The organism is Nocardioides currus (assembly GCF_003057875.1).
Taxonomy (GTDB): Bacteria; Actinomycetota; Actinomycetes; order Propionibacteriales; family Nocardioidaceae; genus Nocardioides; species Nocardioides currus.
The window spans coordinates 462,037-487,022 of sequence record NZ_PYXZ01000002.1; the positions used below are offsets into that span (position 1 = coordinate 462,037).

The following is a 24,986-nucleotide window of genomic DNA, read 5'->3' on the forward strand; positions in this document are numbered from 1 at the left end:
TACGCCATAGTCCACGCCGGGCGGGGGTCGGGCGGACGGGCCTAACCTGTCGGGCATGACCGACGTCCCCGACAGTCCCGAGGGCGGCCTGGCCGAGCCGGCCGAGCTCGAGCCGGAGCAGGGCTCGCTGCGCCTGGCCTCGCCCGACGACGCCCACGACGCGCAGGCGTGGGAGGCGGCCACGGCCGCGGTCCTGCGCAAGGCACGCCGGCTGGGCGACGACGACCCCGACGACGCGGTCTGGGCGAAGCTCACCCGCACCACCCTCGACGGGATCGACGTGGCGCCGATCGGAACCCCGTCCGACCTCGCCGACGTGGCCACCGAGGGTCGCCCGACGAGGACCGGCGACTGGGACATCCGCGCGCACGTCAGCGGACCGGACGCGGCAGCCGCCAACGAGGCCGTGCTCGTGGACCTCGACAACGGCGCGACCTCGTTGTGGGTCGAGATCGGCGCCGACCTGGCCGTCGAGGACCTGCCGCGCGCGCTCCGTGGCGTGCTGCTCGACCTCGCGCCCGTCGTCCTCACCGGAGCGGGACTCGCCGGTGCGCGGGCGCTGCTCGAGCTGGCCGACGACGCGGGGGTCGACCCGCACCCCGGCACCAACCTCGGGGCCGACGCGCTGTCCGACGACGTGGTCGAGATCGCCACCCTGGCACGTGAGCACGGCATCCTGGGCGTGGTCGCCTCCGGCCTGGGCGTGCACGAGCAGGGCGCCGGCGACGCGCAGGAGCTCGGCGTGGCCATCGCCGCCGGCGTCGCCGCGCTGCGCACCCTCACCGAGGCCGGCTTCAGCGTCGACGAGGCCGCCGCCGTGATCGAGTTCCGGCTGGCTGTCACGGACGAGCAGTTCCCGTCCATCGCCAAGCTCCGCGCCGCACGCCGGCTCTGGGCGCGCGTGCTCGAGGCGTCCGGCGCGACCGGGCGCGAGATGCGGCAGCACGCCGTCACCTCGCGACCGCAGATGAGCAAGTACGACCCCTGGGTCAACATGCTGCGCGGCACGGTCGCGGCCTTCGCTGCCGGTGTCGGCGGGGCGGAGTCGGTCACCGTGGTCCCCTTCGACGAGCCGCTCGGCCAGCCGGACGCGCTCGGCCGGCGGATCGCCCGCAACACCTCCTCGCTGCTGATCTCCGAGTCGCACCTCGCCCGCGTCGCCGACCCCGCTGGTGGTTCCTACGCCGTCGAGAAGCTCACCGACGACCTGGCCGTCGCCGGGTGGGCCGAGCTCCAGCGGATCGAGGCCGCCGGCGGACTCGCCGCCGACACCGGACTCGCCGACCGGGTGGCCGCCGTCGCCGCCGCCCGCGACGCGCAGGTGGCCACCCGCCGCCGACCGATCACCGGCGTCAGCGAGTTCCCCCACCTCGGCGAGGCCCTTCCCGAGCGGGCGAGCTCGACCGTCGGCGCCGACGTCCGCCGCTACGGCCACGCCTTCGAGGCGCTGCGCGACGAACCAGCCTCCTCGCCGGTCTTCCTCGCGACGATGGGGACCGTCGCCGCCCACACCGCGCGCGCGACCTTCGCCACCAACCTGTTCGCCGCTGGGGGAGTGGCCGTCACCCCGGCCGGCGCCACCGACGGCATCGAGTCGATGCTCGCGGCCCACAACGGGGAGCGGGTCGTGTGCCTGGCCGGGACCGATGCGGCGTACGCCGAGTGGGGCACCGCCCTCGTCACCGCGTTGCGCGAGGCCGGGGCCACGCACGTGATCATCGCCGGCAAGTCGGACGCGGTCGTGGGCGCCGACGACTCCTGTGCCCTGGGTGTCGATGCGCTGGCCTTCCTGGACCGTACGAGAGGAGCGCTCGCGTGAGCATCCCGAACTTCGCCGACATCTCGCTGGGTCTCGAGGCTCGCTCCGCTCGCGCCTCAACCACCGAGCCCGGGGTCGGGAGCGAGGCCTGGGCGTCGCCGGAGGGCATCGACATCCTCCCGGTCTACGGCCCGGAGCACCTCGAGGGCCTCGACGCCCTCGACACCTGGCCCGGCCTCGCGCCGTTCCTGCGCGGGCCCTACCCGACCATGTACACGACGCAGCCGTGGACGATCCGGCAGTACGCCGGCTTCTCCACCGCCGAGGAGTCCAACGCGTTCTACCGGCGCAACCTCGCGGCCGGCCAGAAGGGCCTGAGCGTCGCCTTCGACCTCGCCACCCACCGTGGCTACGACTCCGACCACCCGCGGGTGCGCGGCGACGTCGGCATGGCCGGTGTCGCGATCGACTCGATCTACGACACCCGCACCCTCTTCGACGGCATCCCGCTCGGCGAGATGTCGGTGTCGATGACGATGAACGGCGCCGTGCTGCCCGTGCTCGCGCTCTACATCGCGGCGGCCGAGGAGCAGGGGGTGAAGCCGGAGCAGCTCGCGGGGACCATCCAGAACGACATCCTCAAGGAGTTCATGGTCCGCAACACCTACATCTACCCGCCGGCCCCGAGCATGCGGATCATCAGCGACATCTTCGCGTTCACCTCGCAGAAGATGCCGCGCTTCAACTCGATCTCCATCTCCGGCTACCACATCCAGGAGGCCGGGGCGACGGCCGACCTCGAGCTGGCCTACACGCTGGCCGACGGCGTGGAGTACATCCGCGCCGGGCTCGAGACCGGCATGACGATCGACCAGTTCGCGCCGCGGCTGTCCTTCTTCTGGGCCATCGGCATGAACTTCTACATGGAGGTCGCCAAGATGCGCGCGGCCCGCGCCCTGTGGGCCCGACTGGTGCGCGACTTCGACCCGCAGAACCCCAAGTCGCTGTCCCTGCGCACGCACTCACAGACCAGCGGCTGGTCGCTGACCGCGCAGGACGTGTTCAACAACGTCGGACGCACCTGCATCGAGGCGATGGCCGCGACCCAGGGCCACACCCAGTCGCTGCACACCAACGCCCTCGACGAGGCGATCGCGCTGCCGACCGACTTCTCCGCGCGCATCGCCCGCAACACCCAGCTGTTGCTCCAGCAGGAGTCGCGCACCACCGAGATCATCGACCCGTGGGCCGGCTCCTACTACGTCGAGCGCCTCACCCACGACCTCGCCGAGCGGGCGTGGGCGCACATCCTCGAGGCCGAGCAGGCCGGGGGCATGGCGAAGGCGATCGAGCAGGGCATCCCGAAGATGCGCATCGAGGAGGCGGCCGCCCGCACCCAGGCGCGCATCGATGCCGGCGCGCAGAAGGTCATCGGCGTCAACACCTTCCGGCTCGCCGCCGAGGACAAGCTCGACGTCCTCAAGGTCGACAACGACGACGTCTACGCCCAGCAGGTCGCGAAGCTCGAGCGGCTGCGGGCCGAGCGCAACGACGACGACGTACGCCGCAGCCTGGACGCGCTGACGAGGTCGGCCGAGGACGGGGCGGTCGGAGGCGGGTCGCTGGAGGGCAACCTGCTCGCGCTCGCGGTCGACGCGGCCCGGGCGAAGGCCACCGTCGGGGAGATCTCCGACGCGCTCGAGAAGGTCTACGGCCGGCACCAGGCCGTGATCCGTACGATCAGCGGCGTGTACCGCGACGAGGCAGGCGCCCCCGAGGGGAGTGCCGTGGCGGCGGTGCTGGCCGCGACCGAGGAGTTCGAGGCCGAGGAGGGCCGGCGCCCTCGCATCCTGGTCGCCAAGATGGGCCAGGACGGCCACGACCGCGGCCAGAAGGTCGTCGTCACCGCCTTCGCCGACCTCGGCTTCGACGTCGACGTCGGCCCGCTCTTCTCCACGCCCGAGGAGGTCGCCCAGCAGGCGATCGACGCCGACGTGCACATCGTCGGGGTCTCCTCGCTGGCGGCCGGCCACCTCACCCTGCTGCCGGCCCTCAAGCAGGCGCTCGCCGCGCAGGGCCGCGACGACATCATGATCGTCATCGGCGGGGTCATCCCGCCCGACGACGTGCAGACGCTCAAGGACATGGGTGCCGCCGCGGTGTTCCTGCCGGGCACGGTGATCGCCGAGTCGGCGCTCGACCTGCTGGCGCGGCTCCGTGACTCCTGACGTCCCCTCGCTCGTCGAGGGCGTCCGGGCGGGGCAGCGCGCGGCGGTGTCGCGCGCGATCACGCTCGTCGAGTCGTCCAAGCCCGCGCACCGCGCGCTGGCGCGCGAGCTCCTGGTGGAGCTCGCGGGCGGCCCGACCTCGATCCGGGTCGGCATCTCCGGCGTCCCGGGCGTCGGCAAGTCCACCTTCATCGAGGCGCTCGGCTCGCGGCTGACCGCGGACGGACACCGCGTGGGCGTGCTCGCCGTCGACCCGTCGTCCGTGCGCACCGGCGGATCGGTGCTCGGCGACAAGACCCGGATGGCGCGGCTGTCCGTCGACCCCGACGCGTTCATCCGCCCCTCCCCGTCGGCCGGCACGCTGGGCGGTGTCGCCCGGGCGACGACGCAGGCGATGCTGGTGCTCGAGGCAGCGGCGTACGACATCGTGCTGGTCGAGACCGTCGGCGTCGGCCAGTCCGAGGTCACCGTGGCCGGGATGGTCGACACCTTCCTCTTCCTCACCCTCGCCCGCACCGGCGACCAGCTGCAAGGGATCAAGAAGGGCATCCTCGAGATCGCCGACGTGATCGCGGTCAACAAGGCCGACGGCGACCGCGAGCAGGAGGCTCGCGGTGCGGCGCGCGAGCTCGCCGGCGCGCTGCGGCTGGTGCGCGGCCACGGCGAGTGGGCGCCCCCGGTGGTCACCTGCTCCGCCCTGACCGACGTCGGGGTCGACGAGGTCTGGGAGCGCGTGCTGTCCCACCGCGAGCACCTCGGCGAGGCCGGCCTCGCGGCGAAGCGCGCCGACCAGCAGCTCGACTTCACCTGGGCGCTGGTGCGCGACGAGCTGGCCGAGCGGCTGCGACGCTCGCCCGGCGTCGCGGCGATCCGCGACGACGTACGCCGGGCCGTGCTCTCCGGCGAGCTCGCCGCCCCGATGGCCGCGGACCGGATCCTCGCGGCGTACGACGCGCCCACCGGCGGTGCGTGAGCCACAGTCGGGTCTCCGGGAATGTAGTTGGGCCACCGCCACGGGCGTGTCCACGTGCGACACGCGCCGCGGGGGTGGGCGACCCACATTCCGCGGCCCGGGAATGTGGCTGGGCCACCGCCGTGGCCTTCGTTGACGTGAGGGTGGCGGCAGACGACATCAGTGAGGGGATCTGCGTTGCGATGTGCCGCCACCTTCGGCGCCGCGGCGTACGACACCCCCCGCTGGCGGTGAGTGAGCAACAGTCCGCAGCCCGAAAAGGTGGCTGTGTCACCGCCACGGGCGTGTCCACGTCCGACACGCGCCCCGGGGGTGCGTGAGCCACCCTCGGCAGCCCGGGAATGTGGCTGGGCCACCGCCACGGGCGTGTCCACGTGCGACACGCGCCCCGGGGGTGGGTGACCCACATTCCGCGACCCGGGAATGTGGCTGGACCACCGCCGCGGGTGCGCGGGCAGGCGTACGACTCCTGAACATCTCCGGAACCGTGAGCCCGTCTCAACTAGGCTGGAACGATCATGTCCTCCTCAGCTGACCCGACCACCACGCTCATCGCCGACGTGATCGAGAAGTACGCCGACGAGCTGATCGACCTCCGCCGTGACCTCCACGCCCATCCCGAGCTCGCGTGGACCGAGTCGCGCACCAGCACCAAGGTGCTCGAGGCGCTGGTCGACACCGACTGGAAACTGACGCCGGTCGAGGGTGGCGGCATCATCGGCGAGCTGGGGACCGGGGAGCGCCGGATCGCCCTGCGCGCCGACCTCGACGCGCTCCCGGTGGAGGACCTGACCCTCGACCCGTGGTCGAGCACCGTCGCCGGCGTCGCGCACGCGTGCGGCCACGACGTCCACACGGCCGGGCTCGTCGGCGCCGCGCTGGCCCTCGACCAGGTGCACGCGAGCGGACAGCTGCCGGGTCGCGTGCGGCTGCTCTTCCAGCCGGCCGAGGAGATCATGCCCGGGGGAGCGCTGCACCTGATCCAGGCCGGCGCCCTCGACGACGTGCACCAGGTCTTCGGCCTCCACTGCGACCCGAGCCTCGACGTCGGCCAGATCGGCCTGCGCGAGGGCCCGCTGACCGGCGCCGCCGACTCCCTGTTCGTCCGGCTCGGCGGCAAGGGCGGCCACACCAGCCGTCCCCACCTCACCGAGGACCTCACCTTCGCCCTCGGCAAGCTGATCACCGAGCTGCCGGCGATCCTCAGCCGCCGCCTCGACCCGCGCGCCGGCGTCAGCCTGGTGTGGGGGATGGTGCAGGCCGGTGCCGCGGCCAACGTGATCCCCGGGCGCGGCCAGCTCGCCGGCACCGTCCGGATGCTCGACGCGGTCGCGTGGGCCGATGCCGAGCACATCGTGCGCACCCTCGTGGGGCAGATCGTCGCGCCGTACGGCGTCTCGGCCGAGGTCACCTACCAGCGCGGCGTCCCGCCGGTGGTCAACGACCCCGACGCCACCGCCGTCCTCGGCGGCGCCGTCGAGCGCGTCCTCGGGGACCACGGTCACGTCGCCACCGCCCAGAGCCTCGGCGGCGAGGACTTCGGCTGGTACCTCGACCGGATCCCCGGCTCGATGGCCCGCCTCGGCACCCGCACCCCGGGCGGGGCGACCTACGACCTGCACCAGGGCAACCTGCGCGTGGACGAGCGCGCCACCGCCATCGGCGCCCGCGTCCTGGCCGGAGCAGCGGTCGCCGCCCTCAGCGCCTGACATCTTCTCGACGAGGCGCGTTGTCGCCAGACATCTTCTCGGTCACCGCCCGATAACGGTTTACGTGTCCTGCGGCGATTGGCCTCACAGGGCACTACGCTGTCGGCCGATGTGGGCCGCCCCATGGCCCGCCACTTGATTCGAGGAGGCGTCTTGCGTCGTCTGACCAAGATTGCAGCAACCAGCGCGGTGCTCGCGCTCGCGTTCGCAGGTTGCTCCAAGCAGGATGATTCGTCGGAGGGCACGGACGCCTCCGCCAGCGAGTCCACGAGCGAGACCGCCGACAGCGGCGCCTCGGTCTGTGAGTCCGCCGATGGTGACGGACCCAAGGTCGGTCTCGCCTACGACGTGGGTGGCCGCGGCGACCAGTCGTTCAACGACTCGGCCTACGCCGGTCTCGAGAAGGCCGTCGACGAGTTCGACGCGACCTGCTTCGAGGGCGAGGCGGCCGACGGCGAGCCCGAGTCGGCTCGCGAGGAGCGCCTGCGCGGCATGGCCGACCAGGGCTACAACCCGATCGTCGGTGTCGGCTTCGCCTACTCCGAGGCCGTCAACGCCGTCGCCCCCGACTACCCGGACATCAACTTCGGCGTGATCGACGGCTTCGACCCCGACGACGAGGCCAACGACAACGTCGCCTACCTCGGCTTCGCCGAGAACGAGGGCTCCTACCTCGTGGGTGCCGCCGCGGCCCTCAAGACGCAGACCGACCACATCGGCTTCGTCGGTGGTGTCAACAGCGACCTGATCAAGAAGTTCGAGGCGGGCTACGTCGCGGGCGCCAAGGCCGTCAACAAGGACATCAAGGTCGACATCACCTACATCGAGGAGTCCGACCTGGCCGGCTTCGCCGACCCGGCGGGTGGCAAGGCCGCCGCCTCCGCGATGTACGACAAGGGCGCCGACATCGTCTACCACGCCTCCGGTGGTTCGGGTGCGGGCGTCTTCGAGGCCGCGACCGAGGCCGGCGACGGCATGTGGGCGATCGGTGTCGACTCCGACCAGTACCTCACCGCTCCGGCCGAGCAGCAGCCGCACATCCTCACCTCGATGCTCAAGCGCGTCGACGTGGCGACGTACGACATGATCAAGTCGATCGTCGACGGCAAGCCGGTCGTCAGCTACGTCACCTACGACCTGGCCTCCGACGGTGTCGGCTACGCCACCTCGGGTGGTTTCGTGGACGACATCAGCGGCGACCTCGACGGCTACGCCGACGAGATCAAGGGCGGCCTGGAGGTCCCGGTCGCCCCCTGAGGTGAGCCGGGCCTGACGGCCTGAACAGCACGACCAGCAGGACGAGACGGACCCGTGGTCACGCGATAACGTGTGGCCACGGGTCCGCACTATGTGGACCCATTTCAGCACCGGAGGAGGGTGGAGTTGACCGCGATGGCAACGGCGCCACAGGGAAGCACCGCAGACGGCGGCAACTCGGTGTCCGTCCAGGGCATCACCAAGAGGTTCCCCGGCGTGGTGGCCAACCACGACGTCGACATCACGATCCGCGGCGGCACCGTCCACGCGCTCATCGGTGAGAACGGCGCGGGCAAGTCCACCCTGATGAAGATCCTGTACGGCGTGCAGAAGCCCGACGAGGGCACCATCACGGTCGCCGGGCAGCAGGTCAGCTTCTCCTCGCCCACCGACGCGATCAAGGTCGGCATCGGGATGGTCTTCCAGCACTTCATGCTGGCCGACAACCTCACCGTCCTCGAGAACGTCGTCCTCGGCGCCGAGAAGCTGCACGGCATCGGCGACAAGGCCCGCGCCGAGATCGTGCGCATCTCCGACGCCTACGGCTTCGACCTCGACCCCGACGACCTCGTCGAGCGCCTCGGGGTCGGCCAGCGCCAGCGCGTCGAGATCCTCAAGGTGCTCTTCCGCGGCGCGAAGATCATCATCCTCGACGAGCCCACCGCCGTCCTGGTGCCGCAGGAGGTGGACGCGCTCTTCGCCAACCTCAGGGAGCTGCGCGCCTCCGGCCACACCATCCTCTTCATCTCGCACAAGCTCGACGAGGTGCTCGCGATCGCCGACGACATCACCGTCATGCGCCGCGGCACCACGGTCGGCGAGGCCGACCCGAAGACCGCGACCAAGCTCGAGCTGGCCGAGCTGATGGTCGGCTCCGAGCTGCCGTCGCCGGAGACCGAGGAGTCGACCGTCACCGACGTCGTGCTCCTCGAGCTCAGCGACGTCAGCCTGCTCGACGACCGCGGTCGCCACCTGCTGCGCGACATCGACCTGACGATCCACAAGGGCGAGGTGCTCGGCATCGCCGGCGTCGAGGGCAACGGCCAGGCCGAGCTCGTCGAGACGATCATGGCGATGCGCAAGGGCACCGGCACGGTCCGCCTCGCGGGCAACGACATCGCGAAGGCCAACACCCGCGAGCGGCGCGAGCTCGGCATCGGCTTCGTCCCCGAGGACCGGCACCGCCACGGCCTGCTGCTGGACGCACCGCTGTGGGAGAACCGCGTCCTGGGCCACCAGACCCGCGAGCCCAACATCACCGGGCCGCTGATCAACCGGCGCGACGCCCGCAAGGACACCCAGCGCATCATCGACGCCTACGACGTGCGCACCCCCTCCATGGACACCCACGCGCGGGCGCTGTCGGGCGGCAACCAGCAGAAGCTGATCGTCGGGCGCGAGATGAGCGGCGACCCGGTGCTGCTGATCGCGGCCCACCCGACGCGCGGCGTCGACGTCGGCGCCCAGGCCGCCATCTGGGACCACATCAAGCGCGCCCGGCGCGAGGGGCTGGCCGTGCTGCTGATCTCGGCCGACCTCGACGAGCTGATCGGCCTCTCCGACCGCATCGAGGTGATCCTCCGCGGCCGGCTGGTCGGCGAGTTCGACCCCCGCACCGTGACCCCGCAGGACCTCGGCTCGGCCATGACCGGCGGCCAGGACGCGGAGACGAAGGACGAGACGACCTCCACGAGCAACGGCGAAGGAGCCGCCTCATGATGCCCAAGCTCGTCTCCGGGGTGCTCGCGCCCGTGATGGCGCTGCTGGCCGCGATCGTGATCACCAGCGGCGTGGTGGTCTTCGTCGGCGCCTCCCCGGTCGACTTCTGGGAGGTCATGTTGTCGTGGCCGAGCAACCGCAACGTGCTGACGGTGCTCAACCAGGCCTCGATGATCTTCCTGTCCGGCACCGCCGCGGCCATCGGCTTCCGGATGAACCTCTTCAACATCGGGGTCGAGGGGCAGTACCGCGTGGCGTCCTACGTCGCGGCCGTCTTCGCCGGCGGCGCCTTCCTGCCCGGCGCCCTCAACATCGTCGCGAGCATCGTGCTGGCGATGCTCGCGGGTGCCGCGTGGGCGGCGATCCCGGCCGTCCTCAAGGTCACGCGAGGCGTCTCCGAGGTCATCTCCACGATCATGCTCAACGCGATCGCGGTGTTCCTCACCGGCTACCTCCTGAGCAACTACGGCGAGAAGGCGGCCGACACGCGCCGTACGACGCCGCTCGAGGACAGCACCATGCTCGGCGGCTTCAAGCTGTTCGAGGACAAGGACGGCGCCGTGTGGACGCTGAGCCTGCTCGCCGTGGTGGTCGGCTTCCTCTTCTGGTTCATCATCAACCGCACGCGCTTCGGCTTCGACCTGCGCGCCACCGGCATGAACGAGTCGGCCGCGGTCGCCTCGGGCGTCTCGGTGAAGCGGATGGTCGTGACCGCGATGATGCTCTCGGGCGCGGTGGCGGGCCTGATCTGGCTGCCCAACCTCTTCGCCGAGACCGCGTCGGGCAACTACTTCTCCAGCTCGGTCTTCCAGTCCGGCCTCGGGTTCACCGGCATCGCGGTCGCGCTGCTCGGTCGCAACAACCCGGTCGGGATCGCGCTCGGCTCGCTGCTCTTCGCCTTCCTCGGCGTGCAGTCCACCCAGCTCGAGTTCGCCGGGGTGGACGTGTCCAACGACGTCGTCCTGGTCACGCAGGGCGTCATCGTCCTCACGATCGTGATCGCCTACGAGGTCGTCGGGCGCTGGCGCGCCGCCGCCGACCAGCGTGCCGTCCGCGCGGCCCTCGATGCCAACGCCAACAAGCAGGAGGTGGCCGCATGAGCGCGCTGCTGTCCGAACCCACTCCCGCCGTCCCCGCCCCGCGCGGCGACCAGGAGCGCGGTCGCCGCTTCGCCTCGGTGTGGCTGCTGGTCACCCTCGGCGCGCTCGCCGCGGTCTCCCTGGTCCGCGTCCTCACCGGCGCCGACGAGATCGACTCGCGCGGCTCGGTCGCCGCAGCGATCACCGCCACCTGCCCGATCCTGCTGGCGGCCCTCGGCGGCCTGTGGAGCGAGCGCGCGGGCGTGGTCAACATCGGACTCGAGGGCCAGATGATCCTCGGCACGTGGGGTGCGGCCTACTTCACCTACTGGTACGGCCCCTGGACCGGGATCATGGGCGCGATCCTCCTCGGCGCGATCGGCGGCCTGATCCACGCCATCGCGACGGTGACCTTCGGCGTCGACCACATCGTCTCCGGTGTCGCGATCAACCTGATCGGGCTGGGCCTGGCCGCGTTCCTGGCGGAGGCGTTCTTCTCCGACCTCAACTCCTCGCGCGGCACCGGTGGGCAGAACAAGCTCACCGGACTCGACAACCCCGGATCGCTGACGATCCCCGGGGTCTCCGATGCCCTGACGTCGCTCGGCGAGAAGCACTGGTTCCTGATCTCCGACGTCGCCTCGATCCTGGCCGCGCTCACCACCCGCATCTCGCTGGTGACGCTGCTCGTCTTCGCCCTCGTGGCGCTGACGGCGTTCGTGCTGTGGCGCACCACCTTCGGCCTGCGCCTGCGCTCGTGCGGTGAGAACCCGCAGGCCGCGGAGAGCCTCGGCGTCAACGTGCTGCTTCACAAGTACGCCGCCGTCATCATCTCGGGCGGCTTCGCCGGCCTCGGCGGTGGCTACCTCGCCCTCGTCTCGGCCAGCGGCTTCTCGACCGGCCAGACCAACGGTCGCGGCTACATCGGCCTCGCCGCCATGATCTTCGGCAACTGGCGACCGGGCGGCATCCTGCTCGGCTCGGGCATGTTCGGCTACACCGACAGCCTGCGCCTGCGCGACGCCAGCACGATCCACGCCCTCCTGCTGCTCGTGGCGATCGGCCTGGCCGTCTTCGCGGTCCTGGCCCTGCGCGGCGGCAAGCGGACCCGGGCCATCGTGCTCGGCGTCGGTGCCGTGCTGTTCCTGCTGTGGTTCCTGCTCACCGACGAGGTGCCGCGCGAGTTCACCTCGATGACGCCGTACGTCGCCACGCTGCTCGTCCTCGCCTTCGCGGCCCAACGGCTGCGGATGCCCAAGGCCGACGGCCAGATCTACCGCAAGGGATCGGCCGGGTGAGCGAGCAGGGTCAGGTCACCCACGACGACTTCGACTGGGAGGCGCTGCGTCTCGAGGCGGTGGCCGCGCGCGGGCACGCCTACGCGCCGTACTCCTCCTACCCCGTCGGGGCCGCCGCGCTGGCCGAGGACGGCCGGGTGCTCACGGGCTGCAACGTCGAGAACGCCGCCTACGGGGTCGCGCTGTGCGCGGAGTGCGGGCTGGTCTCGCAGCTCCACATCACCGGCGGCGGTCGCCTGACGCACTTCATCTGCGTCGACAAGGCCGGCGACGTGCTGATGCCCTGCGGACGGTGCCGCCAGCTGCTCTTCGAGAACGGCGGGCCCGACCTGCTGCTGATGACGGTGTCGGGGGTCCGACGGATGGATGAGGTGCTGCCGGATGCGTTCGGGCCCGACAACCTCGCTTGACCTGGACGCCCCCGACCTCGTCGCCGACCCCTACCCGTTCTTCGCCCGCGAGCGGGCCGCGCACGAGGTCGCGTGGCACGAGCCCTCGCAGGCGTGGCTGGCCTTCTCCCACCGCGCGGTGTCGGCCGTCCAGCGCGACCGCCGCCTCGCCCGGCTGTGGCGCGACCGTGAGCCGACCGACTACCTCGAGCCGTTCAACGTGCTGCACCGCAACCAGATGATGGAGAACGAGCCGCCGGCCCACACCCGGCTGCGGCGTCCGGTGGCGCAGGCCTTCGCCCGCGGCCACGTCGAGCGCCTGCGCCCGCGCGTGCGCGAGCTCGCGACGTCGCTCCTCGACGGGGTGGGCCCGTCCTTCGACCTGGTCCACGACTACGCCGAGCCGCTGCCGGTGCTGGTGATCGCCGAGCTGCTCGGGGTCCCGGCTTCTCACGCCGACGACCTGCGCGCGTGGTCGCAGGCGATCGTGCGGATGTACGAGCGCCAGCCCTCCGACGAGGTCGTCGCCGCCGCGGTGGCCGCCGGCTCCGACTTCGCGTCGTTGGCCCGCGAGCTGATGGCGGCGCGGCGGGCCGCCCCCGCCGACGACCTGATCACCGACCTCGTCGCGACCGAGCTCACGGACGACGAGATCGTGGCGTCGGTCGTGCTGCTGCTCAACGCCGGGCACGAGGCGTCGGTCAACGTCTTCGGCAACGGCGCCATGGCCATGCTCGAGCGCGGTCTGCGTCCCGCCGACGACGTGCCGGCCACGGTCGAGGAGATGCTGCGCTTCGACTCGGCGCTCCAGCTCTTCGAGCGCACGGCGACCGAGGACGTCGAGGTTGGCGGGGTGACCGTCGCCGCGGGGGAGAGGATCGCGGTGCTCCTCGGCTCGGCCAACCGTGACCCAGCGGTGTTCGAGTCCCCGGACGAGCTCCTCGTCGACCGGGCCACCAACCCGCACGTCGCCTTCGGCGTCGGCGTGCACTTCTGCCTGGGCGCACCGCTGGCCCGGATGGAGCTGGCCGAGTCGGTCGCCGCCCTGTGGCGGCGCTTCCCCGACCTGCGACTGGCGGGCCGGCCCACGAGCCGGGGAACGTTTGTCTTGCGAGGGCACGCCCACGTGCCAGTGGAGGGATGAGAGATGAGTGCACACGACGCGGTCGAGGTCATCAGCGTCAAGCGTGACCGCGGCGAGCTGAGCGACAGCCAGATCGACTGGGTGATCGACGCCTACACCCGCGGCGAGGTCGCCGACGAGCAGATGTCGGCGCTGGCGATGGCGATCCTCCTCAACGGGATGGTGCCGCGCGAGATCGCCCGCTGGACCGCCGCGATGATCGCCTCCGGCGAGCGGATGGACTTCTCCTCGCTGTCGCGGCCCACCGCCGACAAGCACTCGACCGGCGGGGTCGGCGACAAGATCACCCTGCCCCTGGCGCCCCTGGTGGCGGCGTGCGGCGTCGCCGTGCCCCAGCTCTCGGGTCGCGGGCTCGGCCACACCGGCGGCACCCTCGACAAGCTGGAGTCGATCCCCGGGTGGCGCGCGGCGCTGTCCAACGAGGAGATGTTCGCGCAGCTGGAGTCGGTCGGCGCGGTCATCTGCGCGGCCGGTGACGGGCTCGCGCCCGCCGACAAGAAGCTCTACGCCCTGCGCGACGTGACCGGCACCGTCGAGGCGATCCCGCTGATCGCCTCGTCGATCATGTCCAAGAAGATCGCCGAGGGCACGGGCGCGCTGGTGCTCGACGTCAAGGTCGGCACCGGCGCCTTCATGAAGGACGTCGACCGCGCGCGCGAGCTGGCCGAGACGATGGTCGGACTCGGCAAGGACGCCGGTGTGCACACGGTGGCGCTGCTGACCGACATGAGCACCCCGCTCGGCCTGACCGCCGGCAACGCGATCGAGGTCGCCGAGTCGGTCGAGGTGCTGGCCGGCGGCGGCCCTGCCGACGTCGTCGAGCTGACGCTGGCGCTGGCTCGCGAGATGCTCGCCGGCGCGGGTATGACCGACGTCGACCCCGCCGACAAGCTCGCCGACGGATCGGCGATGGACGCCTGGAAGGACATGGTCCGGGCGCAGGGCGGTGACCCGGAGGCCGAGCTGCCGGTCGCGAAGGAGACTCACGTCGTCAACGCCCCGGACAGCGGCACCCTGACCCGCCTCGACGCGATGGCCGTCGGGCTGGCCGCCTGGCGCCTCGGGGCCGGGCGGGCCCGCAAGGAGGACCCGGTGCAGGCCGGCGCCGGCGTCGTGTGGCACGCGCGCCCCGGCGACACCGTCACCGAGGGGCAGCCACTCTTCACGCTGCTCACCGACGAGCCGGAGCGCTTCGACCGTGCCCTCGCCTCGCTCGAGGGCGGCTTCGACATCGGCGGGGAGCACACCCCGCAGGACCTGGTCATCGACCGCATCAGCTAGTGCGTGAGCCGCTGCTGACCGGCCTGGGTGTGGGCGCCGACCTCGACCGGGCGGTCACGGTCGACGGCGGCTCGATGTCGTCGTCGCAGCTGCGGGACGCCGCGCTGGCGTTCGCGGGCCGCCTCCCCGACAGCGGACCGGTCGCCGTCCTCGCGACGCCCCGGATCGAGACCGTCGTCGCGGTGGTGGGCTGCCTGCTCGCCGGCGTGCCGGCCGTGCCGGTGCCTCCCGACGCCGGCCCGGCGGAGGTCCGGCACGTGCTCGACGACTCCGCGGCCACGGCGTGGGTCGGGGAGCGACCTGACGGCGTGGACCTCGCGACCCTGCCGGTGGACCTGGCGGCGCGGGCCGGCGCAGCGACGTACGCCGTGGAGCCGAGCGACCCGGCGCTCGTGCTCTACACCTCCGGCACCACCGGGGCGCCGAAGGGCGTCACGCTCAGCCACCGGGCGATCGCCGCGGGGCTCGACGCGCTGGTGGACGCGTGGGGCTGGACGCCGGACGACACCCTCGTGCACGGGTTGCCGCTGTTCCACACGCACGGGCTCGTCCTCGGCGTGCTCGGGCCGCTGCGGGTCGGCGGGCGGGTGCAGCACACCGGACGACCGACCCCCGAGCGCTACGCCGCGACGGAGGGGACGATGTTCTTCGGGGTGCCGACGGTGTGGTCGCGGATCGCCGCCGACCACGACGCGGCCCGTGCGCTCGCCTCCGCGCGCCTGCTGGTCTCCGGCAGCGCCCCGCTGCCGGTCCCGGTGTTCGAGGCCGTCGAGCGCCTCGCGGGCCGGGCGCCCGTCGAGCGCTACGGGATGACGGAGACCATGATCACCCTCAGCGCCCGGGCCGACGGCGAGCGTCGCGCCGGCTGGGTCGGCTCGCCCGTGCTCGGTGCGCAGACGCGGTTGCGGGCCGAGGACGGCGGCCCGGTCCCCGACGACGGCGAGACGATCGGCCGCCTCGAGGTGCGCGGCCCGATGCTGTTCGACGGCTACCTCGGGCAGCCCACGGCCACCGCCGAGTCGTGGACCGACGACGGCTGGTTCGTGACCGGTGACCTCGCGGCGCGCGACGACGGCGGCTTCCACCGCATCGTCGGACGCGAGTCCGTCGACCTGATCAAGTCGGGCGGCTACCGCATCGGTGCCGGCGAGATCGAGACCTCGCTGCTGGCGCGGCCCGAGGTCGCCGAGGTGGCGGTGGTCGGGGTGCCCGACGACGACCTGGGTCAGCGCATCGTGGCGTGGGTCGTGCCGTCCGGCGCCGCGACGCCGGCGCTCGGCCGGGCCCTCGTCGACCACGTCGCCCGCGACCTGGCGTGGCACAAGCGGCCGCGCGAGGTGCGCTTCACCCAGGCGCTGCCGCGCAACGCGATGGGCAAGGTCCAGAAGGGTCGTCTCGAGGCCTGACCGGACGTCCCCAACTCTGGCGATTCTTTGCCTGTTCTTTACCTTCACGATCGACGCGGGCCTAGCGTCCCAGTCATCTCTGGGGGGAGAGGAGTGCTGGGTATGGACAGCCGTGCCGACTCGAAACTGGTTCGAGCCCGCGGACCGCTGCTGCTGGTCGTGCTGCTGCTGGTCGGCGTCGCGCTCGGGGGCGGGGCCGCCTTCCTGCTGATGCGCACCGGCGCCGACGGGCCGTCGAGCACGCGCAGCGACTGCGCCCGGCAGCGCAGCGTCGAGGTCGTCGTCCCGGCGTCGATGCTGCGTGTGGTCACCCACGCGGTCGACGAGATCACGCCGTCCTGCACCCGGGTCACCGTCGCGAGCCGGAGCGCGAGCGAGGTGGCCCTGCGGATCTCCAGCGGAGGCGCTCCACCCGACGTGTGGATCTCCGACTCGCGCTTCTGGATGACCCCCACCTACCTCGGGGGCACGTCCCCCCTGCGGATCGTCACCCCGAGCGTGGCGAGCACGCCGATCCTGCTCGTGGGTGGCCCGCAGTCGCCCCGCTTCGCCTCCTGGGGCGAGGCGGAGGTGTCCGGCCTGGTGTCGGTGCCCGACCCGCTCGGCTCGACGGCCGGGTCGCTGGCCGTCGTGGCGCCGCAGGCGGAGGCACGGCAGGTCGGCCGGACGCTCGGCGAGGCCCGCCAGATGCTCGTGCCGTTCGCGCAGACGTACGGCGACCGCGTGTCGCGAGGTCTCGACGCCGACGTGGGGATGGCGTGGAACGGGCGCGAGTCCCGTCGGCTCGTCGTGACGACCGAGCAGGACCTCGTCGAGGCGCGGGCCAACGCGCCGTACCTCGAGGACCGGACGCCGGAGGTCGGCGCCCCGATGCTGGACTTCCCGCTCGCACTGCGCGAGGGAGCGGCCGACGGGTCGGCCGAGGTCGCGCGTGCGCTGGTCGACCACCTCGCGAGCGAGGCCGGGCTGGCCGCCCTGCGCGACGCCGGGCTCCGCGGCCCGAGGTCGAGCCCCGGGGAGAGCCTGGCCGCCGACACGACGCGCGTCCTGGCGTCCCCGCGCCCGAGGACGATCGCGACGACCGTGCAGTCGTGGCGCTCGCTCAGCGTGCCCTCCTCGATCCTGGCGGTCGTGGACGCCTCGGGATCGATGGACATCGGCACGGCCGGGGGCAGCCGGATGGAGCTGCTCGCCGACGCCGCGTCCATCGGGCTGGGGTTCCTGCCCGACCACGCGCGCGTAGGGCTGTGGATCTTCTCGATCGACAAGGGCGGCCCCGGCCAGGACTGGCGCGTCCTCGAGCCGATGCGCCGCCTCGACGACCTCCGCTTCGGTCGCACCCAGCGCTACGCCCTGCGCGAGTGGACGACGGAGCTGCCGTCCCTCACCGACGGCGGCACCGGCCTGTACGACACCGCGCTGGCGGCGTACCAGCAGGCGCTGCGCGACTACCGGCCGCACTACTCCAACGCCGTCGTGCTCCTGACGGACGGGGAGAACGAGGACACGGGCTCGATCGCCATGACCGACCTGGTCTCGCGCCTGCGCGAGCTCCGGGACCCGCAGCGCCCGGTGCGCATCATCGGGATCGCGATCAGCGAGGACGCCGACCTGGGGGCGCTGCAGCGGATGGCCGAGGTGACCGGCGGAGCGGCCTACCTCGCCGCCCAGCCGCAGGACGTGCTCGGGGTGTTCGCCAAGGCCGTCCTGTCCCGCTGAGGGCTCTCAGGCCTCGAGCAGCAGCACGACGAGCTCGGCCACACAGGCCGGCTTGTCGATGCCCTCGATCTCGAGGGTGTGCCGGATCACCAGCTGCTTGCCGGTCGGCAGGTCGGTGACGTCGCCGAACGAGACGTGGGACCGCAGCCGGGAGCCGACCGGAACCGGGTGCGGGAACCGCACCTTGTTGAGGCCGTAGTTGAGGCGGGCGCCCGGGGTGTCGAGGGCGAACGACTCGACGTTGAACAGCGGCAGCAGGCTGACGGTGAGGAAACCGTGGGCGATGGTGGTCCCGAACGGCCCGGCCTTGGCGCGGTCCTCGTCGACGTGGATCCACTGGTGGTCGCCCGTGGCGTCGGCGAAGAGATTGATCCGCTCCTGGTCGATGAGCAGCCAGTCGGTGGTGCCGATCTCGGAATTGGCCGACGCGGCGACCTCGTCGAGCGTGGTGAAGATGCGCATGGCTGGAAGGATAGGCACATGAACACGTTGACCCGTGACGATGTCCGTCGCGCACCCAAGGTCCTCCTCCACGACCACCTCGACGGCGGCCTGCGGCCGCAGACGATCGTCGAGCTCGCCGCCGAGATCGGCCACGAGCTCCCGGCGGCGGACGCGGAGTCGCTGGGACGCTGGTTCGTCGAGTCGGCCGACTCCGGGTCGCTGGTGCGCTACCTCGAGACCTTCGACCACACCGTGGCCGTGATGCAGACCGCGCCGGCGCTGACCCGCGTGGCGCGCGAGTGCGTCGAGGACATGGTGGCCGACGGCGTCGTCTACGCCGAGGTCCGCTACGCGCCCGAGCAGCACGTCGAGGAGGGGCTCTCGCTCGACGAGGTGGTCGCCGCCGTGCAGGAGGGCTTCGACCAGGGCGTCGCGGCGTCCGGTGGTCGCGTCGTCGTCCGCCAGCTGCTGACCGCGATGCGTCACCAGGCCCGCTCCATGGAGATCGCGGAGCTGGCCATCGCCTGGCGCGATCGCGGCGTCGCGGGCTTCGACATCGCCGGCGCCGAGGACGGCTTCCCGCCCACCCGCCACCTCGACGCGTTCGAGTACCTCCAGCGCGAGAACTCGCACTTCACGATCCACGCGGGGGAGGCCTTCGGACTGCCGTCGATCTGGCAGGCGATCCAGTGGTGTGGCGCCGACCGGCTCGGACACGGCGTGCGGATCGTCGACGACATCACCGTCGCCGACGACGGCTCGGTCGAGCTGGGCCGGCTGGCGGCGTACGTCCGGGACAGCCGGATCCCGCTCGAGATGTGCCCCCGGTCCAACGTGCAGACCGGCGCCGCCGCCTCGATCGCCGAGCACCCCATCGGGCTCCTCACGCGCCTGCGCTTCCGGGTGACCGTCAACACCGACAACCGGCTGATGAGCCAGACCTCGATGACCGAGGAGATGACCGGCCTGGTCGAGGCGTTCGGCTACGGCCTCGAGGACCTGCGGTGGTTCACCATCAACGCGATGAAGTCGGCCTTCCTGCCCTTCGACGAGCGCCTGGCGATCATCGACGATGTGATCAAGCCGGGCTACGCGGAGCTGATCAGCGCCGCGGGCTGACGACGAGCCACGGGTCGCGCCAGCCGCCGAGCAGGAGCCGGCCCTCCAGCCACTCCTCGCGGGTCACCCGCACGACCCGGCCCGTCCCGGGCTCGTAGAACCGCACGGCGTCGTCCATCAGCTCGATCGCCAGCACGACGTGCCGCGGCAGCCACCGGCTGCCGACGTAGGCCGGGACCAGCGCGCCGTCGGCCAGCGCCGACGTCATCGCCGCCCACGCCCGGCCCGGGCGCAGCCGGGCCACCAGCACCCGCCGCGAGCGGACACGGTGCGAGCGGCGGTCGAGCTGGCGGGACAGGGCCCACGGTGGGGTCCCGACCGCGCGCAGCCACGGCGCCTGGATCGCGCCGGCCGCGTCGACCGGGCCGGTGATCCGGCGGTGCATGGCCATCGTCTCGCGCTCGAACTCGGTGTCCCCGCCCGCGAGGAGCCGTCGCGCGTAGGAGTCGTTGACCAGCGCCTCGGCCATCACGGCCACGGCGGCTCCGCAGCTGCGCCGGTCGGGCTGCTGGAACTGCCGGCCCAGCACGAGGCGGCCGGTCTCGGAGGCGATCACGGGGTGCCTGCCCAGGACATGATGCACGTGTGCGCCTCGTCGGCAGTCGCGACCTCGCAGCCGAGCTCGGTCGCGTGCGCGACCACGCGGCGCTGGTCGCGCATCAGCGCCAGTCCGCGCCGCAGCAGCACCAGCGGGGGCTTGCGGTGCTCGCGCAGGTCTCGGGTCAGTCGTCGCCAGAAGGTGACCAGGGGGCGCTGGGTGATGCAGTAGGCCCCCGCGAGCACACCGGCCTCGCGGCACGCCGGCACCACCTCGGGGGCGAAGATGCCCTCGGCGACGAAGAGCGGGGCGTCGCCGAGGTCGAGGGTGGCCGACCCGCACCGGCCGTTCTGGGCGATCTCGTAGACGGGCACCTCGCTCACCCCGTCGCGACACAGCGTCAGGAGCGTGGCCAGCGCGTCGCCGTACAACCAAGAGTCGGGGTGGTCCCAGTCGACCAGGCCGGAATTGGCGCCGGCGGTGATGGTCGGCAGGGACGGGTCGTCGCCGTCCTTGTAGAAGTCGTCGAGCCGCAGCACCGGCAGCCCGAGGCGTTCGGCCAGTCGGGACTTGCCGGCTCCACTGGGTCCGGCGAGGACGACGACGCGGGCTGACACGTCGCACATTGTGCCGTGGCCTCGGCCGACCGCCGAGCGGCGGGGCATCGCGGGTCTCGGCCTGCGGGCGTGCGCTTGACAACAGATGCGCATCGAGTTTCGCCATTCCGCCAACCGCAGCGCGCGTCAGCACCTATCGTCGGCAACCGAATCCCCCCGGATCCTCACCTGACCGCCTGAGAGGCACGTGCATGTTCGGCTCCCACGCCACCGCTCCCGTCGAGCCCGAAGAGACTCCTGCCGAGACCGGCCCCGACGTCCGCCGCATCGCCGTCATCGGCGTCGTGCTCGCGCTCGTCGCTGCGGGCGGCGCCGTCGCCATCTCCCTCGTCGGCGGCGACGACACCGCTGCTGCGGCCTGCACCTCGGCGTCCACCACGACCGTCACGATGTCCGTGGCCCCGGCCATGGCCGACGTCGTCGACGAGGCGGTGGACGCGCTCAAGGACAACGGCCAGTGCATCGAGCTCGACGTCACCACGGCCAACGTGGCCGAGGTCGCCGCTGCCCAGGCCGAGGTGGGCGAGGGCGAGGACGACGTCCTTCCCGACCTGTGGGTCCCCGACTCCCCGGCCTGGCAGAGCGTGCTGACCAAGGCCGACATGACGGGCCGCGTGCTCGCCCCGGCCCTGGCCACCAGCCCGGTCGGCCTGGCCAGCGGCTCGACGGCCAAGCCGCGTGCCACCTGGCTCGACGCGCTGGCGTCGCCGCAGCTCGTCAAGACCGACCCTCTGGCCAGCGGCGCCTTCGGTCAAGCGCTCGTCGCCCCGCTGTCGGAGGCCCTCGAGGGCGAGGCCGCCGCCGCGCAGAACGCGATCGTGCCGATCGCCCAGCGCTACGGCGCCAAGGCCGCGTCCGGTCGCACCAACCCGGTCACCATCGACACCATCCCAGCCGGCAGCAAGCGGATCATCCCCGTCACCGAGCAGGACTACCTCACCGCCCGCCGCGGCAACGAGACCCTGACCTGGTCGCTGCCGAAGACCGGTGCCGCGGTCCTCGACTTCCCGCTCGTGCAGCCCGGCGCCGGCTCGGGTGGCATCGCGGTCGGCTCGGGTGCGCTCGACGTCGCCGGTCGCACCGGCGACAAGCTCGCCGCGTGGTTCGCCTCCGAGGACGGCATCGCCGCCCTCGCCGCCGAGAACCTGCGCGGCGCCGACTCGGCCCCGCTGCCCGACGAGCAGACCGTCGAGGCCGACCCGATCCTCCCGGACCCCGACAAGGGCCAGGTCGACGCCACCATGAAGAGCTGGGCCGTGCTGACCGTGCCCTCCAGCGTCCTGGCCGTCATCGACGCCTCGTCCTCCATGGGCACCGCCGCGGGATCCTCCACCCGGATGGGCCTCGCCGTGGGCGCTGCCCTGACCGCGCTCGACGCGTTCCCCGACCACGCCCGCATCGGCCTGTGGGGCTACTCCATCGGCCTCGGTGGTGGCAGCCAGGACTGGCGCGAGCTGGCGCCCCTGCGTCGCCTCGACGCGCCGACCGGCAACGGCAAGACCCAGACCGACCTCCTGCGCGAGCAGGCGAACGTGATGCCGACCCTGATCGGTGGCGGTGCCGGCACCTACGACACGGTGCTGGACGCCTACAAGGCGGCGACGCGGGAGTTCAACCCGGCCTACTACAACAGCCTGGTGATCATGACCGACGGTGGCAACGAGGACCCGGGCTCGATCAGCCTCGACGAGCTGCTCGAGGAGCTCGGCAAGCTGCACGACCCCGACCGCCCCGTGCGGATCATCCCGGTCGGCATCAGCACCCAGGCTGACATGTCCGCCCTCGACCAGATCGCCGCGGCCACCGACAGCCAGGCCTACGAGGCGGCCGACCCGCAGGACATCCTGACCGTGCTCGCGCAGGGCCTGCTGACGCGCGACTGACCGTCCAGCGACACGACGAGGGGCCGCACCCGGTTCGGGTGCGGCCCCTCGTGCGTTGCGCAGTGGAGCGGGTCCGGTCGAGCGCCTGCTCAGATGCCGATCGGGTGCCAGACGGTCTTGGTCTCCAGCCAGTCGGTCAGGCGGTCGGTGCCGGGTGTCTGGAGCCAGTCGACCTCCCCGTCGGGCGCCCGGCGGACGCGCTTGAGGTTGTCGGCCGCCGCGACCTCGAGCGAGGTCGCCAGCTCGGGGTCGGTGACACCGGTGAGGTCGATGCCGTTGACGTCCATGTGCGAGGCCAGCCACGGCGCGATCTCGGCCACCGAGCCGGTGAGGACGTTGACGACGCCACCCGGCAGGTCAGAGGTCGCCATCACCTCGCCGAGGGTGATCGAGGTCAGCGGGTGGGCCTCGCTGGCGATCACCACGCAGGTGTTGCCGGTGGTGATGATCGGCGCGACGACGCTGACCAGGCCGAGCAGCGGACCGGTCGGGGCCACCACGGCCACCACGCCGGTGGGCTCCGGGGTGGAGATGTTGAAGTAGGGCCCGGCGACCGGGTTGGCACTGCTGACGACCTGGGTGATCTTGTCGGCCCATCCGGCGTACCAGACGAGGCGGTCGATCGCGGCGTCGACGGCCGCGTTGGCCCGGGCCGAGGTGACGCCCTCGCTGGTCCGGAGCTCGGCGACGAACTGGTCGCGCCGGCCCTCGAGCACCTCGGCGATGCGGTAGACGACCTGGCTGCGGTTGTAGGCCGTCCTCGACGACCAGCCGCCGAACGCCGCGCGGGCCGCGGTCACGGCGTCGCGGGCGTCCTTGCGGCTCGCCTGCGCGGCGTTGGCCATCAGGTTGCCCTTGGCGTCGTTGACGACGTACGAGCGGCCCGACTCCGAGCGGGGGAACTGGCCGCCGATGTAGAGCTTGTACGTCTTCTTCACATCGATGCGCGCCATCAGCGGTCTCCCTCGAGGTAGGCGGCGAGGCCGGGCAGGCCACCCTCGCGGCCGAAGCCCGACTCCTTGTAGCCACCGAACGGCGACGTCGGGTCGAACTTGTTGAACGTGTTGGCCCACACCACGCCGGCCCGCAGCTGGTTGGCCATCCACAGGATGCGCGAGCCCTTGTCGGTCCACACCCCGGCCGAGAGGCCGTACGGCGTGTTGTTGGCCTTCTCGACGGCCTCCTTCGGCGTCCGGAAGGTCAGCGTCGACAGCACGGGACCGAAGATCTCCTCCCGCGCGATCCGGTGGGCCTGCGTGACGCCGGTGAACAGGGTCGGCGGGAACCAGAACCCGTTGCTGGGCAGCTCGCACGGCGGGGACCAGCGCTCGCCGCCCTCGGACTCGCCGATCTCGGAGAGCTCGCGGATCTTGGCGAGCTGCTCGGCCGAGTTGATCGCGCCGATGTCGGTGTTCTTGTCGAGCGGGTCGCCCACGCGCAGCGTCGACATCCGTCGCTTGAGCTTCTCGAGCACCTCGTCGGCGACCGACTCCTGCACGAGCAGGCGCGAGCCGGCGCAGCAGACGTGGCCCTGGTTGAAGAAGATGCCGTTGACGATGCCCTCGACGGCCTGATCGACAGGCGCGTCGTCGAAGACGATGTTGGCGGCCTTGCCGCCGAGCTCGAGGGTGACCTTCTTCTTCGTGCCGGCGACGGCCCGGGCGATGGCCTTGCCGACGTCGGTCGAGCCGGTGAAGGCGACCTTGTCGACGTCCGGGTGGGCCACGATGGCCTGGCCGGTCGCGCCGGCCCCGGTGACGATGTTGACGACCCCGGGCGGCAGGTCGGCCTGCTGGCAGATCTCGGCGAACAGCAGGGCCGTCAGCGGGGTGGTCTCCGCGGGCTTGAGGACGACGGTGTTGCCGGCGGCGAGCGCGGGCGCGATCTTCCACGCCAGCATCAGCAGCGGGAAGTTCCAGGGGATGACCTGGCCGGCGACGCCGAGCGCCTTCGGGTCGGGCCCGAGCCCGGCGTAGGAGAGCTTGTCGGCCCAGCCAGCGTAGTAGAAGAAGTGCGCGGCCACGACCGGGACGTCGACGTCGCGCGACTCCTTGATGGGCTTGCCGTTGTCGATCGACTCGAGCACGGCGAGCTCGCGGCCGCGCTCCTGGATGATCCGGGCGATGCGGTAGAGGTACTTCGCGCGCTCGCTGCCGGGCATCCGGCCCCAGGTGCGGGAGTAGGCGCGGCGCGCGGCCTTCACCGCGAGGTCGACGTCGGACTCGTCCGCCTCGGCGACCTCGGCCAGGACCTCCTCCGACGAGGGGCTGATCGTCTTGAAGCTCTTGCCGTGGCCGTCGACGAACTCGCCGTCGATGAACAGGCCGTACGACGCCTTGATGTCGACGATCGAGCGCGACTCGGGGGCGGGGGCGTACTCGAAGAAGGGGGTGGCCCTCTCGGGAACCTTGACCATGTGTGTGT

Annotated in this window: 20 protein-coding genes; 15 read left to right on the forward strand and 5 right to left on the reverse strand. The window is 72.1% G+C overall.

Annotated features, from left to right (window positions below):
* Positions 1-55: 55 nt before the first annotated feature.
* The 13 genes from C7S10_RS07325 (at position 56) to C7S10_RS07385 (ending at position 17,961) form a co-directional block, all read left to right on the forward strand.
* Positions 56-1,819, forward strand: coding sequence for a methylmalonyl-CoA mutase family protein (locus tag C7S10_RS07325; RefSeq protein WP_108344034.1), 1,764 nt, complete (start codon positions 56-58; stop codon positions 1,817-1,819).
* Entirely contained in the window at positions 1,816-3,987 is a 2,172-nt protein-coding gene (gene scpA, locus C7S10_RS07330) for a methylmalonyl-CoA mutase (RefSeq protein ID WP_207769272.1), read from the forward strand. Before C7S10_RS07325 ends, scpA begins: the two co-directional genes overlap by 4 nt.
* On the forward strand, positions 3,977-4,960 hold the full coding sequence (gene meaB, locus C7S10_RS07335) for a methylmalonyl Co-A mutase-associated GTPase MeaB (RefSeq protein ID WP_108343740.1): 984 nt from the start codon (positions 3,977-3,979) through the stop codon (positions 4,958-4,960). The genes scpA and meaB overlap by 11 nt, the downstream gene beginning before the upstream one ends.
* Before the next feature lie 518 nt (positions 4,961-5,478).
* Positions 5,479-6,669: an amidohydrolase gene (locus C7S10_RS07340; RefSeq protein ID WP_108343741.1), complete on the forward strand. Its 1,191-nt coding sequence runs from the start codon at positions 5,479-5,481 to the stop codon at positions 6,667-6,669.
* Positions 6,670-6,822: 153 nt separating this feature from the next.
* Positions 6,823-7,926 (forward strand): BMP family lipoprotein, encoded by a 1,104-nt coding sequence (locus C7S10_RS07345; RefSeq protein WP_243395253.1) that lies wholly within the window; start codon positions 6,823-6,825, stop codon positions 7,924-7,926.
* Between the two features lie 135 nt (positions 7,927-8,061).
* Entirely contained in the window at positions 8,062-9,645 is a 1,584-nt protein-coding gene (locus tag C7S10_RS07350; RefSeq protein WP_108343743.1) for an ABC transporter ATP-binding protein, read from the forward strand.
* The gene (locus tag C7S10_RS07355; RefSeq protein WP_108343744.1) at positions 9,642-10,745 is read left to right on the forward strand and encodes an ABC transporter permease; all 1,104 of its coding nucleotides are present in this window, start codon (positions 9,642-9,644) and stop codon (positions 10,743-10,745) included. Before C7S10_RS07350 ends, C7S10_RS07355 begins: the two co-directional genes overlap by 4 nt.
* Entirely contained in the window at positions 10,742-12,022 is a 1,281-nt protein-coding gene (locus C7S10_RS22500; RefSeq protein ID WP_108343745.1) for an ABC transporter permease, read from the forward strand. Before C7S10_RS07355 ends, C7S10_RS22500 begins: the two co-directional genes overlap by 4 nt.
* Complete coding sequence (locus tag C7S10_RS07365; protein WP_207769273.1) at positions 12,019-12,432, forward strand: cytidine deaminase; 414 nt, start codon at positions 12,019-12,021, stop codon at positions 12,430-12,432. Before C7S10_RS22500 ends, C7S10_RS07365 begins: the two co-directional genes overlap by 4 nt.
* Positions 12,404-13,555 carry a cytochrome P450 gene (locus C7S10_RS07370; RefSeq protein ID WP_108343747.1) on the forward strand — a complete coding sequence of 384 codons (1,152 nt, stop codon included), beginning with the start codon at positions 12,404-12,406 and terminating at the stop codon, positions 13,553-13,555. Before C7S10_RS07365 ends, C7S10_RS07370 begins: the two co-directional genes overlap by 29 nt.
* Positions 13,556-13,558: 3 nt before the next feature.
* Positions 13,559-14,836, forward strand: a complete 1,278-nt coding sequence (locus tag C7S10_RS07375; RefSeq protein WP_108343748.1) for a thymidine phosphorylase — start codon at positions 13,559-13,561, stop codon at positions 14,834-14,836.
* Positions 14,836-16,242, forward strand: coding sequence for an acyl-CoA synthetase (locus C7S10_RS07380; RefSeq protein ID WP_243395254.1), 1,407 nt, complete (start codon positions 14,836-14,838; stop codon positions 16,240-16,242). Before C7S10_RS07375 ends, C7S10_RS07380 begins: the two co-directional genes overlap by 1 nt.
* 102 nt (positions 16,243-16,344) lie before the next feature.
* On the forward strand, positions 16,345-17,961 hold the full coding sequence (locus C7S10_RS07385) for a substrate-binding domain-containing protein (RefSeq protein WP_108343749.1): 1,617 nt from the start codon (positions 16,345-16,347) through the stop codon (positions 17,959-17,961).
* 6 nt (positions 17,962-17,967) lie between these two features.
* Here the strand turns inward: C7S10_RS07385 and C7S10_RS07390 are convergent, their stop codons facing one another.
* Positions 17,968-18,423: a MaoC family dehydratase gene (locus C7S10_RS07390; protein ID WP_108343750.1), complete on the reverse strand. Its 456-nt coding sequence runs from the start codon at positions 18,421-18,423 to the stop codon at positions 17,968-17,970.
* Positions 18,424-18,441: 18 nt separating this feature from the next.
* Here C7S10_RS07390 and C7S10_RS07395 point away from each other — a divergent pair, with 18 nt between their 5' ends.
* The gene (locus tag C7S10_RS07395; protein WP_108343751.1) at positions 18,442-19,524 is read left to right on the forward strand and encodes an adenosine deaminase; all 1,083 of its coding nucleotides are present in this window, start codon (positions 18,442-18,444) and stop codon (positions 19,522-19,524) included.
* On the opposite strand, the gene C7S10_RS07400 is transcribed toward C7S10_RS07395, so the two are convergent.
* Both C7S10_RS07400 and C7S10_RS07405 read right to left on the reverse strand, forming a co-directional pair.
* Positions 19,508-20,080 carry a hypothetical protein gene (locus C7S10_RS07400; protein ID WP_108343752.1) on the reverse strand — a complete coding sequence of 191 codons (573 nt, stop codon included), beginning with the start codon at positions 20,078-20,080 and terminating at the stop codon, positions 19,508-19,510. The genes C7S10_RS07395 and C7S10_RS07400 overlap by 17 nt on opposite strands.
* Positions 20,077-20,679: an ATP-binding protein gene (locus C7S10_RS07405; RefSeq protein ID WP_108344036.1), complete on the reverse strand. Its 603-nt coding sequence runs from the start codon at positions 20,677-20,679 to the stop codon at positions 20,077-20,079. The genes C7S10_RS07400 and C7S10_RS07405 overlap by 4 nt, the downstream gene beginning before the upstream one ends.
* A 191-nt stretch (positions 20,680-20,870) precedes the next feature.
* Between C7S10_RS07405 and C7S10_RS07410 the strand changes: the two genes are divergently transcribed.
* A complete protein-coding gene (locus C7S10_RS07410) occupies positions 20,871-22,562 on the forward strand; it encodes a VWA domain-containing protein (protein ID WP_108343753.1) in 1,692 nt (563 codons plus the stop codon).
* 89 nt (positions 22,563-22,651) lie between these two features.
* Here C7S10_RS07410 and C7S10_RS07415 read toward each other — a convergent pair whose 3' ends face one another.
* Positions 22,652-23,515 carry an aldehyde dehydrogenase family protein gene (locus C7S10_RS07415; protein ID WP_108343754.1) on the reverse strand — a complete coding sequence of 288 codons (864 nt, stop codon included), beginning with the start codon at positions 23,513-23,515 and terminating at the stop codon, positions 22,652-22,654.
* Positions 23,515-24,978, reverse strand: coding sequence for an aldehyde dehydrogenase family protein (locus C7S10_RS07420; protein ID WP_108343755.1), 1,464 nt, complete (start codon positions 24,976-24,978; stop codon positions 23,515-23,517). Before C7S10_RS07420 ends, C7S10_RS07415 begins: the two co-directional genes overlap by 1 nt.
* Positions 24,979-24,986: the final 8 nt, after the last annotated feature.